This window comes from Sandarakinorhabdus cyanobacteriorum, assembly GCF_002251755.1.
Taxonomy (GTDB): Bacteria; Pseudomonadota; Alphaproteobacteria; order Sphingomonadales; family Sphingomonadaceae; genus Sandarakinorhabdus; species Sandarakinorhabdus cyanobacteriorum.
Genome location: NZ_NOXT01000053.1, coordinates 1 through 12,400, shown reverse-complemented (window position 1 = coordinate 12,400; position 12,400 = coordinate 1). Strand labels below are relative to the sequence as shown.

Sequence of the window (12,400 nt, the reverse complement as noted above, 5' to 3'; positions counted from 1 at the left end):
TACTTTAGCGCCGTTGCAAGGCCGAGTTTTTCAACACAATCCTGCGGCACGCGGACATCGTCATGCGGATCGATGGCGCGGCGCTCAAGGGTGTCGATCAAGCGCAGGTGGCTAGCATCCTCGCCAAAAGACCGCACGGCAGCGAGGTTTTGGTTGAGACGAGGCACCCGGACGGAACGATCAACACCGCGGCCTTCGTCCGCTCCCAAGAGAATTACAGGACTTTCTTCGGCGGTCTGATGGATCAGGACTCGGGGCGCAGCTTCGCTGTTGCGATCTCGATCACGCACGGTCTCACCTTCTTCTTCGTGGGTGTGATCTTGCTCCGAAAGCGCACCGCCGTCGTGCCGCAGATGTTGGCGCTGAGCCTGCTGTTACCGAACTTCTTCCTGCCCGATTACACGACGCTTGGCCCAGTGGTATTTGGTGCCTACACCGTCCTTACTGCCATTTTGGCCGGCATTTTGTTCAATGCCCTGCTGGCGTTTCCCGACGGGCGCTACCGCAGCCCTGTGTCGGTCATGGTCGGCCTTTTGGCATTCCTCGTCTGGTGGCTGGCAGCCTCGGACGTGCTGGGCGAGGACGTGATCTGGCCGATCCTGCAAATTGCGGTGATCGCCGCCGCGCTCTGGCAGATGATGCAGAAATACCGCTCCGTAGACGATGACACGATGCGGCAGCAATTCCGCTGGGTCATGCTGGGTCTTGCACTTTGCGCGCTGTGTTGGGCCTGCGGTCTGGTTGCCGACTGGGCTTATGTCGCCATCGCTGCAGCTTTCCCGGGTGAGGCCTTCAATGCCCTGCATGGATCGCTGCGGCTTGCCAACACGGCATTGAGCACCGGAGGCCCGATCTTCATTCCGCTTGGCATTCTGGTCGCGCTGCTGCGCTTCCGGCTTTACGATGTCGATCTCATCATCGGCCGCACGTCGACCTATGTCGCGACCACCGCCTTTCTCGCGATCGGTTCATTTCTCGTCGAGCGAGCTGCCACTTTCGCCGGTCCGCGGTTGCTGGGCGAAGAGGTGGGCGGGTTGTCATATGGCGTTGGAGCGGCGTTCGCGTCGCTGTCCATGGGCCCGCTTCACGAGCGGCTGGTGCACTGGTCGGAAAAGCGATTTCAGGCGCGTCTCATCAGCCTGCGGGACGATTTACCCCATGTCATCAGAGACATGAGTTACGTCGATACGCGCGAAGAGTTGCTCGAAACCGCGCTCAGCCGGATCTGCTATTCCGCATATGCTGAGAAGGCTGCAATTCTATCTTCGGACGGACGCCAGATTTTCCGGGCGCATGGGATTGCCGGTGACGCGGTCGGCATATGGGCTGCAACCCACGCATGGGATCCGGGGCCGCAAGACTATCTGGTCGATCCCGACGATCCCCTCTTCCCCCTCATCTTCCCGCTGCAAGCCAGTGGAGAGACGGGACAGGTGCACGGATGGCTCGCGGTCGGCAGACGCAGGGACGAGACATTGATCAATAGGGATGAGCGTGCGGTTCTGGCCAGTCTGTCTGCCCCGCTCGCGCGCGCCTTGATGCTGATCGAAGCGAGAGAGGAGGAAAAGAATCTGGTTTTGGACCGGATCGACCAGATTGAGCGAGCAGTGGAAGCAATTCGGAGCGACCTTCGCCTTGCAATCGGAAGGATCGGCGCGAGCTGAATGCAAAGTCAGCCTTCGCCAAAACAGCAGACCGCGAATGGCAGCTCCGGGGTCGTTTCCTGAATGTCGCGTTTCGGCGAGATATGCGTCGAATCTGCCAGGCAGGTTTATAGGGGCGCAAGTCCCAGAGGATCGCCCAAAGTTCGGATCGGCCGACGACCGCCCTTCCCTCGCCTGCTGAGCATCATCGAATAGCGACGACCTTGGTTTTGGCGGCATCGGCTACCGCCTTCCAGCTCCGGTCACTGGTCCATGCCGGAAGACCGTCACGCTGCGCCAGCGCAAGACAGAAGCGGTCGCCGAGCGATAGCCCGTGATCGGCTGTGACCGCCCGCAATCGCCCGGCCATTTGCGCCAAGGCCTTATCGGTCGGCACGATCGTCATTGGCAACGGATCGAGCATCGCGTCGACCTCACGCTCTGGCATGCCAAGATGGATGAAGTGGGTGACCACCTCAGCGTAGTTGATCGTGCAGATCCGGGCGTCTGCTATGGCGGCGGCAACTTTATCAGCGCCCTTCTCACCTTTCAGCATGGCAATGAGGGCGGAGGCGTCCAGTACGATCTCGCTCACTCTCCGCTGTCCTCGCGGCGCTTGGCCAGGAACGCCTCGACCGACGCGTCTGGGTTCCCTTCGGTGTACTGCTTCGCCAAAGCCTGAGCGCGGGCAACAGCCTGTGCGGCTGTTCGTAGCACGAGACAATCCGGCGTCTCATCCAGATAGACTGCGCCGCCGCCGACGAGCCCGAGCCGCTTGCGGATGTCCGCCGGGAGGCTCATCCGACCATTGGGCGTGATGTTGACCTGAACTGTCATACGGGCTCCGACTGCTGCTGTGTTGGTCGAGGGGGCAATCTAGCCGGAGTGCTCCTGAAATTCAACAAAATGCAAATTGCGACACAAATTATCAATCGGACCACATAGAGGTTTGTGTGTCGCAACCGTCAAAAAGCGACTCAACGCCACATTTTTGCCAGAGCACCTACCTCTCGCAACAGCGATGGCGCCTTGCCGCAGCTTGTCCGAAAGGGATCCTCAATCGGACATCCGGATGACAGCATGCCTGACGGCCTGAGGGGCAGGGGGGTGAAGCTGCAAATTGGCAGCACGGTTCATGACCCGCTCGACCCCATGGGCAAGATGTTCTTCAACATCCTAGCCACTTTCGCCGAGTTCGAGAGCGACCTCATCCGCATGCGCACCCGGGAAGGCATGGCGGTGGCCAGGGCCAAGGGGAAGCTGAAGGGCAAGCAGCCCAAACTGTCGGAGAAGCAGCAGAAAGAGCTGCGGCGCATGTATGACACAGGGGATTATTCCATCAGCGACCTGTCGGAGCTGTTCAAGGTGTCTCGGCCGACGGTCTATCGAACTTTGGCGCGGACGGGGCCAATTAGCTGACAAGGCCCGGCCTACCGTCGGCTTAGCGCCCCCATTCCGGACGTTGGCGAGAACGATGGAACAACCCAGAACCCGCCATTCATTCAGGCGGTTTCGACGAAGACGACCGGTGGGGAGCGGGATGTCCGCTTGGGACGTCGTCGCGGGGAGCTCCGACTATCGAACCGAGTACAGAGATCGGCATGGCGGTGAATACATCTGCTCAATGCCAGCTTCTACGCTTCGGCAAAGTGAGTGCAGCTGTGCCCTCACGGCTTGCGTTCCGCTATCGGAACGTGACGGCAGGGCAGTCCTCACTGGGTTGGCTGAGGATCAAATGGCTTTGATTCAGGCGCATGAGTTTGCCTCTTACACAATCGGCTATTCAATGGTTGACATAAGTGAGCAAACGCTTATGTATGTCGATATGAAAGAGGCAGCAAAAACGACGCACATTGGCCGTCCGGTCAACGAGGAAGCGCGCTCATTGCGGCGTGATCAGATCCTGGCCGGCGCGCGGGTCTGCTTTCTGCGCAAGGGCTTTCATGCCGCCACGACCGCCGAAATCAGCGCCGAGGCGAAGGTGAGCGTGGCCAATCTCTACCAGTATTTCCCGACCAAGGATGATCTGGTCAGGGCGCTGATCGAGGAGGAACTGGCGGGCGATCTCGAACTCATCAGGATTGTTGAGGAGGCGCCCAGCTTCCGGCAAGGCCTCGAAATCACCACCCGGATGGTGACGGCCAATCGCGACGTTGCCCATGACAGCCGCCTGCGGTTGGAAATCCTGGCCGAGGCGGCGCGCAATCCGACCATCGCCGCCGTGGTCAAGGCAGCCGACGACCATCTTGTCCGGGAGATCGGTGCGGTGATCGCGCGCTATCAGGCCAAGGGCGAGCTGCGGGCCGACTTTGTCCCGGAGGTCGCCGCACGCATCATCGTGTCGCTGTTCGATGGCATGACCGGCCGCTTTGCCTTCGGGCTGAGCGAAACCGAAGATTTGATTGTGGCAGCAGACCAGTTCATCGTGCAAGCGCTGGCACCGGTTGCAGTTCCGCCCATCTAAACCCCCTGACGAAGCGATAAACCCCCAACGGTGGGCAGTTTCACGCTGCCCAAGGATTGCACAGGAGTATAAAATGAGTAAGGCCTCGCTTATTCATCTGATGGTTGGCGCGCTGGCGCTTCAGGCCTGCTCGGATGCCGCCGACACGCCAGTCCTGGCGCCGGTGCGCACCGTGCTGGTCAGTCGCGCCGAACCCGCTACGGCTGCCGCCAACATGGTCGTCGGCACGGTGCGCTCGGCGCAGACCCATATCGTGTCTGCCGAACAGGGCGGGCGTGTCGTCGCGCTGCTGGCCGATGTCGGTGATCGCGTTGCTGCCGGTCAGGTGCTGGCGCGCCTCGACAGCGTGCCGCTCGACCTTCGGGTAAGCGCGGCACTGGCCGAAGCGGCCCGTGCGGCGGCGACGGCGGCTGAACGCGCGCGCAATGCCGAGCGCGTGGCGCAATTGGTGGCCGATGGCACCGCCTCGGCGGCCGAGCTCGATGCCGCCCGCGCCGAGGCGGCGACGGCGCGTGCCGCCCAAAGCCTCGCCAATGTGCAGGCCAGCGAGGCCCGGCGGGACAAGACGTTGGCCCTGCTGCGCGCGCCATCGGCCGGCGTGGTTGCGGCGCGGCCGGCCATGCTGTCGGCGATTCTGGCGCCGGGCGCACCGGCGTTCGAGATTGAGGGCCAGGGTGATCGCCTGATCAGCGCGGCACTGCCGGCAGACGTGGCCGCCCGGTTGCGGCAAGGCGCGACGATCAGCTTCCACCATGATGGCACCACTGGCACCGCACGGCTCGCCGGGATCAGCACGCGGGACAATGGTGCTGGTGGCCGCGATGCCACCTTCGTGGTTATCGCCGGCGCGCCGGCGCCGGGGGCGATTGTGGAACTGCTGTTGCCGGCTGCCACGCAGACTGCGTCGGCACGCGTTCCGCAGTCCGCCGTTCTCGAAGGCCGCGATGGCCGCCAGACCATCCGCGTCGTCGGCGCCGACAACCGCCTGCACGATGTGCCGGTGCAACTGCTAGGCCTTGCTGGCCCCAGCGCCCTTGTCCGGGGCCGGCTGGCGGCCGGTGACCTGGTCGTCGCGGCCGGCGGCGAATTCCTCCAGGCGGGCCTGCGAGTCCGCCCCCATCTCACCGCGCGCTGACGCCGGCGTTGCCCAGCAAGGATCCTCCCATGTCGATCACCGCTGCTGCGCTCCGCCGGAGCCGGTTCACCATTGTGGCTGCGATCGCCCTGTTCCTGTCAGGGCTGGCCGCGCTGCTGGATTTCCCCGCCACCGAAGAGCCGTTTGTGCAGGTCCGTGCCGCCACGGTGGAAGCCAATTTGCCCGGCGCCACCAGCGAGCGCACTGAACAGCTTGTCGCCAAGCCGATCGAAGAGCGCCTGCGCGAGGTTGCCGAGGTCAAGACCATCGAAACGGTCGTGCGGCCCGGTTCGGTGTTCATCTCGGTCACATTGCACGATGGCACGGCCGCGAGCCGGTTGCCGGCCATCTGGCAGCGCGTGCGCGTGAAGATGGACGAAGTGCGCGGGCAATTGCCCGAAGGCATCAGCCCGATCGTCATCAACGACGAATTCGCCCGCGTGGCGGTGCGTAGCCTGGCGCTCACCGGCAAGGGTTACAGCGCCGGCCAATTGCAGGATTGGGCACGCATCGCCCGCGACCGCCTGCAAACGGTGGACGGTGTCGAGCGGATATCGCTGCACGGTGTGCGCGAGGAACGCGTGTTCGTCGATCTGGCGCCGGTGAAGCTGGCGGCGGCCGGCCTGTCGTTCGACAGGGTGGCCAGCATTCTGGCCGAACGCAACATCGTGGCAGCCGCAGGCGAGATCGACACCGGCCGGCGACTGCTGGCGCTGGAGCCGAGCGGCGACCTGGCCGGCGTTGCGGCGCTGGCTGGCGTGCAGATCCCGCTGCCCGGTGGCCGCAGCCTGCCGCTCGCCTCGCTCGGCCGCATTACCCAGGCTCCGGCCGATCCGCCGCAGACGGCGGTCGTCGTCAATGGCCAGCCCGCCGTGGTGCTGGGCGTGTCGATGCGCAGTGGTCTGAATGTGCTGTCCTTCGCCGAGCGGCTCGATGCCCGCGTTGCCGAGGTGGAACAGGCGCTGCCGGCCGGCATGAAACTGACCACAATCACCGATCAGAGCCAAGTGGTGGCCAAGGACCTGTTCAAGGTTGGCCAGACCTTCCTCGAAACCGTGGCGGTGGTGATGCTGGTGGTGGTGATGTTCCTCGGCTGGCGTGCCGGCCTGGTGACCGGCGTGATCGTGCCACTCACCGTGATGGGCACGCTGATCATCATGCGCCTCATCGGCATCGAGCTTCACATGGTCTCGATCGCGGCGATCATCATTTCGCTGGGCCTGTTCGTCGACAACGGCATCGTGGTGGTGGAGGATTATCAGCGGCGGCTGGCCGAGGGCGAAGCCGCCGATGTGGCCGCCGACGCGGCCGGCCGCAGCATGGCAGCGCCGCTGCTCACCTCCAGCCTGGCCATCATCTTTGCCTTTGCCCCGCTGGCGGCCGGCACCAGCGACACCGCCGAATATATGCGCAGCCTTGCAATTGTGATGGCCATCACCCTGCTGCTTTCGCTGTTCCTGGCGCTGACCGTCACGCCGCTGATGTCACGCCAATATGCCGGGGCGCATGACGCCTCGCATGATAACAAGGGTTGGCTGGCCCGCGTGCGGCGCTGGTATGAAGGCCGGGTCGGCTTCATCGTGGGCCGGCCGCGCACGGTGGTGGCTGCGATGGCGGGGCTGCTGCTCGCGTCCCTAGCGATCTTTGCCACCATCCCGCCACAACTGCTGGCCGCCTCGGCGCGGCCCCAACTGCAAATCCCGGTCGAACTGCCGGCGGGTGCATCGACGCGGGCGAGCTATCGGCTGGCTTCGGACATGTCCGCCGTTTTGGCCGACAAGAGGCGCTTTCCCGAACTTGTCAGCAACGCGATCTATGTGAACGACGGCAGCCCGCGCTTCATCCTGGGCCTTAACCCGCCGGCGCCGGCGCCGCACCGCATCTATGCAGTGGTGAACCTCGCCAAGGATGCCGACAGTGAAGCGGCGCTGGCCAAGCTGCGCGTGACTCTGGGGGTGCGCTTTCCCGAGGCCCTGATCGAGCCCAAGCGCTTTTCGCTTGGTGCTTCCGAAGCCGGAACCGCCGTGTATCGCATTGTCGGCCCCGACCGCGGCGAGCTTGAGCGCGCTGCAACGGCGCTGAAGCAGGCGCTGGCGGGCGTCCCCGGCATTGCCGACATCCGCGACGATGCCGAAGGCCGCGTCACCCGGCTGGTGGTCGACATCGATCACGCAAGGGCCATGGCGGCCGGCGTGTCGGCAAGCGCCGTGGCCCGCAGCCTGGAATCTGCCACCGCCGGCCTGCCGGTCACCGTGCTTCGCCAGGGCGATGTGCTGGTGCCGGTGGTGCTGCGCGCACCCGAAGAAGCGCGTACGGCACCGGAACAGCTGGCGGCGCTGCCGGTGTTCGGTGCCGAAGGCAGCGTGCCGCTGGGCCAGATCGCCCGCGTGCGCCTGGCCAGCCAGCCGAGCGTGCTGACGCGGCGCAACCAGAGCCCGGTGATCACGGTGTCGGCCCGCCACCCGGTGCTGGCTTCGCAGGAGATCGTCGATCACGTCGCCCCCACCGTCGAGCGGCTGGCGCTGGCCCCGGGCCACGCCATCGAACTGGGCGGCGAGATCGAGGAGAGCCGCATCTCCAACGAGGGCATCGAACGCTATTTCCCGGTCGCACTGCTGGGCATGGCGGCGCTGTTCCTGTGGCAGTTCGGTTCGGTCCGCAAGACGGCGATCATCATGGCCTCGATCCCCTTCGTGCTGATCGGTGCCTCGCTGGGCCTGAAGCTGAGCGGCGAGGCGATGAGCTTCACGGCCACGCTGGGGCTGCTCGCGCTGGCCGGCATCATCGTCAACAACGCTGTGCTGCTGCTGGAGCGCATCCAGGAAGAGCGCAATGCCGGCCTGGCGCTGAACGAAGCCGTGGCAACCGCCGCCGCCGTGCGCCTGCGCCCGATCGTGATGACCAAGCTGGCCTGCATCATGGGGCTGGTGCCGCTCTATCTGTTCGGCGGCGATCTGTGGCGGCCGATGGGCGCTGCCATGATTGGTGGCCTGGCGCTTGGCACCCTCATCACACTTGTCCTCATCCCTGCCCTCTATGCGCTGCTGTTCCGCGAACGGCAGGCGGCGGCCGCAGCCTGACGGAGACTGACCGTGACCCGATCCCTGTTTGCAACATTTGCGCTTGGCGCGCTGCTGGCCGGATGTGCCGGTGCCCCGCCGCCCAGGCCAGTGCCGGCGCCGCCCTCGGCCAACTGGAGCGCCAGCGACCCGGCGGTGGCCAGTGGCGAATTGCGCTTCGACTGGTGGACGGCCTTTGGCTCGGCCGATCTTGATCGCCTCGTTGCAGAGGCCCAGGCCGCCAATTTCGAACTGGCCGCCGCCGATGCCAATCTGAAGGCAGCCAGTGCCCTGGCCCGCGAGGCGCGGGCACAACGCCTGCCACAGGGCGGTGTGTCGGCCGGTGTGCAGCGCCTGCGGGAGCCGTCGGCAACCCAGCCGCCGATCTTCCGGACGCCGGAGGCCTTTCCCGACATGACCATCGCCAGCATCGGCGCTGAACTGGCGTGGGAGATCGATTTTGTCGGCGGCCGCGCCAAGGCAGCGCGGGCGGCGCTGGCCGATGCGCAGGCGGCTCGATGGCAGCGCCGGCAGGTCGAAGCGGCGGTTGCGGCGCAGGTTGTGCGGGCTTGGCTCGATCTGGGGCGCAACCGGCAGCTGGCCGCAGTGATCGATCAGCGACTGGAGGCGCTGGACCAGCTGATCGCGATGGCACGGCTGCGGGTGACACGCGGCGGCGGCACCGTGGCCGATGTCGCGACGCTGGAACAGGTGCGCAGCACAGCCGCCGCCGAACGTCCGGCGCTCGATCTGGCGCAGCGCAATGCCCTGCGCCGGCTGGCGGTGCTGACAGCACGGGATCCGATTGCCTTCGTCAGCGACGGCGCGGCCATGGCGACGCAGACGCTGACCCCGGCAACGCTGACGGTTCATGATCCACGCGTCTTGCTGCGCATGCGCCCCGATGTGCAGCGCGCCGAACAGCAGTTGCTGGCCGCGTTCGAACGGGCCGGTGCATCGCGCGCCGCACTCTATCCCAGCCTGTCGCTGGGGGCGTCGGCCGGGCTGGCCGCAACGCCGGCCGATCTCGGCAAGCCCGGTGCGTTCCGATTTGCCATCGGCCCGTCGCTGAACTGGGGCATCTTCAATCTCGGCCGGGTCAAGGCCGGGATCGCTGCGGCCGACGCGGGCAGCGAAGCGGCTGCCGCCACCTGGCAACAGACCCTGCTGGCGGCCGTCGAGGAGGCCGACGGAGCCGTTGATGGCTGGTTGAGCGCACGCCGCAGCGCTGAGGCCGCGCGCGCGGCGCTGCGGGCGGCGGACATCGCGGTGGCCGCCGCGCGCTCCCGCAGCCGATCCGGCTTGTCCAGCCCGTTTGAACGCGCCCAAGCCGAGGCCGATTACCTCGCCGCACAGGCTGCGCACACCGCCGCAGAGGCCAGCGAGCGCGATGCCTGGGCGAACGCCAATCTCGCGCTCGGCGCCGGATGGCGCGGCGAGGACCTCATGACCCGATCACGCTGAGGCGATCTGTCAGACCGACCAGAGCCATGGACTTGATCAGAAGCGAGATCGTACCAGACCGCAGCCTTGCGCTTCAGAAAACTGAAGCGTCCAGGATTTTCCGGAAGCGCCAGCTCCTGATTTCAAATCTAGCAAATTGGTCGGAATGGCTGGAGTTGCCAGAATTGGTGATCCGCGAGCAGCACCGCCAACGGCGTGCATTGGGTCAGCAGCGGCCGCAATGGCGGTGGGCCGAGCGAAGGCCGCTATCTTCGATCGCAACCCGCAAGCTGTCTGTCCGCCTACGGCCCAAAAGGCGCCAATGGCGATGATCCCTTTGGTCGTCGGCGATCGCGCCGCCCTTCGTTCGGGCCGCAAAATGCGCTTGCCGCATCAGCTACACGTTCTCGTTGGCCAGACGAAAGCAGGTCGCGAAGCGTCCGCGGTCAGCAGTGCTGACCATGGCGGCCTTGAATTGCTCCTCCCATCCGCTTGCCACCCGCGCGCGCATGTCCTCGACGATGGCCGCTGCCTCGTCGGCTCTCAAAGCAAAAGCAGCGGCGCCAGCGAGGGCGTTGGAGACCGTGGCGGCCCTGCCTTCCGGGCCGACACCCAGCACCAGTCGTCGTTCCAGGCCGACCTGTGGCTTGGGGACTACATCGTAGAGCGGTGATAGCCGCCAGCCTTTGCCGTCAAAGAGGAAACCATGGTTGCGCAGGTGATCATCGTCGTTGGTCACCAGGATGTTGAACACCATGCGGCGGAACAGCTCGTGGAGGTCTCGGCGAACCTCAGTGGCGTGCTGGCGGAGGACCGCGGCGAGATCGGCATAGCTGTAACGGCTCACTTCGCTCTCGTGAGCGCCCAGCATCGTCAAGCCCGATGCAAACGGCCTTCGTTCCAGCCAGTTCCCATGTGATACCCGATCGAACCTTTTGATCAGGTAGATGTCCCGATCCAGCACCCGCCTGAAATCCAGCGCCGGCACATCCAGACCGCACGCTTCCGCAAGACGCATGGTGGCCAGCTCGACCCGGCATTCAGGAAAGCTGTCGTTCCGCGCCTGAAACTTGGCAATCCACTGTTGGCCATCGATTTCGGTTGCTGCCTTTGGACGTGCGCCGCCAAGCGACGAACCAGCGGTCAAAAGACGGCGGAGGTTTTCGTCGAGCTCGTCGACATGTTGGGCCCGCTCGGCGGCATCAGCCAGCTCCTCCAGGGTAAAGCGCTCCCCTGGGGCATCACCTGTTCCCCAGGGTGTGATCCGCTGTGGCTGCTCGGGCGTCGGCCCGAATGCCAGTGCGCCAACGCGGTAGTCGCCAGAGGCCAGGATCAGATCAATGTCTGTTGGAAGGCGATCACCCATCGCCTTGTACATCAGGTACTGGCCCCAGCCATCGGGAGCTGCGTCGCGGATTCCCCCAAAGACGGCAAAGCCCTCTTCGGTCTGGAAACTGCGTTCGGTTCCAGAATCGTGCAGCGGCAGTGCGACAGGGTCGACCGGAATCCGATCCGGGCGCGTGAGGTAACGGCGGCCATAGGCAAAGGTGGCAAACTTGTTGCGCGGCTCATCGGTCATCGTCAGCAAGCCGGCGGGGACGGGTCCGCCGGCGAGGTGGACGAAGACATAGGTGCGAACGGTTGCCATCGCTCTCAGAAATCCAACTCATCGCGGCTGATGGCATGGGTCGTCTTGGGCAATCGGGCGAGGTCCTCACTCATGCCGGCGCGGTCACTGTCGGGCGCAACGAGCTCTGCAAGGCGCTGTGTCATGCCAAACACATGAAGTGCGCTGGCCAGAACCGCCAACCCCACTGTTGGGTCACCCGCTTCAAGACGTTGCAGCGTCTGCACCGACACCAGCATCCGTTCGGCCATGAGCCTTTGCGGCAGCTTGCGACGGCGGCGGGCGATCGAGATGTCCTTGCCGAGCTGGGCGAGGGCGCGCTGACTGTGAGGGGGCAGGCCAGAGGAGGCTTTTGACGCGCGGGACATGGGCAATGCATGCCATATCATGCTTTTTATGTCAATTTCGCATGATATGTCACCAATTGCCCCGCTGATGCCATACCATAACGTCCAGCCTACGCCCGTACGCATATCGAGGTGACGGGGGTTCTCGAGAAATCTGGTCAAAGGCCCGGTTGATGTCTCGCCGGCTCAGCCGGTCTCCCAGACGCCTGGCGAGGCTCCCGCCGGACCGCACTTTCCGCGCGGAAAGTGGATTCCGGGACCAGCTGGCAACCGCAGTACCGGTTGCGATGCTCGTAAACACCACTGGCAGTTTCCGCGTGGAAACAAGATTTTCGAGCAATCTGGCCAACAACCCGGTTGATATCCCGCCGGTTCAACCGGTCTCCCAGACGCCTGGTGAGGCTACCGCCGCACCGCACTTTCCGCGCGGAAAGTGGATTTCGGAACCTCACCAGGCAACCGCGGCGCCGGCTGCAACACTTGTAAACACCACTGGCACTTTCCGCGCGGAAAGTTGATCTCGGGACAGCCGGACGACCGCGGTATGCGGTGGAGCGAGATCGGACGATCCACCGCCGAGTTCTGTACACCAGCAATATTAAACATAATCTTTGTTATCAATGTTTTATATCAGTGGCTTATGTAGGCGCAACTTAGAGATGTCACTCCCCGCAACTTAGAG

General features: G+C 64.7%; 10 protein-coding genes. 6 read left to right on the top strand and 4 right to left on the bottom strand.

Annotation, left to right across the window (positions count from 1 at the left end; genetic code table 11):
• Positions 1-107 precede the first annotated feature (107 nt).
• Positions 108-1,664, top strand: coding sequence for a hypothetical protein (locus CHU93_RS01430; RefSeq protein WP_207759179.1), 1,557 nt, complete (start codon positions 108-110; stop codon positions 1,662-1,664).
• 184 nt (positions 1,665-1,848) lie between these two features.
• On the opposite strand, the gene CHU93_RS01425 is transcribed toward CHU93_RS01430, so the two are convergent.
• Complete coding sequence (locus CHU93_RS01425; RefSeq protein WP_094472433.1) at positions 1,849-2,238, bottom strand: type II toxin-antitoxin system VapC family toxin; 390 nt, start codon at positions 2,236-2,238, stop codon at positions 1,849-1,851.
• Positions 2,235-2,480: an AbrB/MazE/SpoVT family DNA-binding domain-containing protein gene (locus CHU93_RS01420; protein ID WP_094472432.1), complete on the bottom strand. Its 246-nt coding sequence runs from the start codon at positions 2,478-2,480 to the stop codon at positions 2,235-2,237. The genes CHU93_RS01425 and CHU93_RS01420 overlap by 4 nt, the downstream gene beginning before the upstream one ends.
• 243 nt (positions 2,481-2,723) lie before the next feature.
• Here CHU93_RS01420 and CHU93_RS01415 point away from each other — a divergent pair, with 243 nt between their 5' ends.
• The 5 genes from CHU93_RS01415 to CHU93_RS01395 all read left to right on the top strand — a co-directional run bounded on the left by CHU93_RS01415 (position 2,724) and on the right by CHU93_RS01395 (position 9,765).
• Complete coding sequence (locus CHU93_RS01415; RefSeq protein WP_094472431.1) at positions 2,724-3,062, top strand: recombinase family protein; 339 nt, start codon at positions 2,724-2,726, stop codon at positions 3,060-3,062.
• A gap of 316 nt (positions 3,063-3,378) precedes the next feature.
• Positions 3,379-4,107 carry a TetR/AcrR family transcriptional regulator gene (locus CHU93_RS17445; protein ID WP_165768550.1) on the top strand — a complete coding sequence of 243 codons (729 nt, stop codon included), beginning with the start codon at positions 3,379-3,381 and terminating at the stop codon, positions 4,105-4,107.
• A gap of 73 nt (positions 4,108-4,180) precedes the next feature.
• Positions 4,181-5,242 (top strand): efflux RND transporter periplasmic adaptor subunit, encoded by a 1,062-nt coding sequence (locus CHU93_RS01405; protein ID WP_094472429.1) that lies wholly within the window; start codon positions 4,181-4,183, stop codon positions 5,240-5,242.
• A gap of 29 nt (positions 5,243-5,271) precedes the next feature.
• Complete coding sequence (locus CHU93_RS01400) at positions 5,272-8,322, top strand: efflux RND transporter permease subunit (RefSeq protein WP_094472428.1); 3,051 nt, start codon at positions 5,272-5,274, stop codon at positions 8,320-8,322.
• A gap of 12 nt (positions 8,323-8,334) precedes the next feature.
• Positions 8,335-9,765, top strand: a complete 1,431-nt coding sequence (locus CHU93_RS01395) for an efflux transporter outer membrane subunit (RefSeq protein WP_094472427.1) — start codon at positions 8,335-8,337, stop codon at positions 9,763-9,765.
• A 376-nt stretch (positions 9,766-10,141) separates the two neighbouring features.
• On the opposite strand, the gene CHU93_RS01390 is transcribed toward CHU93_RS01395, so the two are convergent.
• Positions 10,142-11,392, bottom strand: a complete 1,251-nt coding sequence (locus tag CHU93_RS01390) for a type II toxin-antitoxin system HipA family toxin (protein WP_094472426.1) — start codon at positions 11,390-11,392, stop codon at positions 10,142-10,144.
• A 5-nt stretch (positions 11,393-11,397) separates the two neighbouring features.
• Positions 11,398-11,739 carry a helix-turn-helix domain-containing protein gene (locus CHU93_RS01385; RefSeq protein WP_133064271.1) on the bottom strand — a complete coding sequence of 114 codons (342 nt, stop codon included), beginning with the start codon at positions 11,737-11,739 and terminating at the stop codon, positions 11,398-11,400.
• Positions 11,740-12,400 lie beyond the last annotated feature (661 nt).

Excerpts from the sequence above, each read along its gene's own strand:
- CHU93_RS01415 (WP_094472431.1), top strand. The coding sequence starts at position 2,724 with ATGCCTGACGGCCTGAGGGGCAGGGGGGTGAAGCTGCAAATTGGCAGC.
- CHU93_RS01400 (WP_094472428.1), top strand. The coding sequence starts at position 5,272 with ATGTCGATCACCGCTGCTGCGCTCCGCCGGAGCCGGTTCACCATTGTG.
- CHU93_RS17445 (WP_165768550.1), top strand. The coding sequence starts at position 3,379 with ATGGCTTTGATTCAGGCGCATGAGTTTGCCTCTTACACAATCGGCTAT.
- CHU93_RS01390 (WP_094472426.1), bottom strand. The coding sequence starts at position 11,392 with ATGGCAACCGTTCGCACCTATGTCTTCGTCCACCTCGCCGGCGGACCC.
- CHU93_RS01420 (WP_094472432.1), bottom strand. The coding sequence starts at position 2,480 with ATGACAGTTCAGGTCAACATCACGCCCAATGGTCGGATGAGCCTCCCG.
- CHU93_RS01385 (WP_133064271.1), bottom strand. The coding sequence starts at position 11,739 with ATGTCCCGCGCGTCAAAAGCCTCCTCTGGCCTGCCCCCTCACAGTCAG.
- CHU93_RS01405 (WP_094472429.1), top strand. The coding sequence starts at position 4,181 with ATGAGTAAGGCCTCGCTTATTCATCTGATGGTTGGCGCGCTGGCGCTT.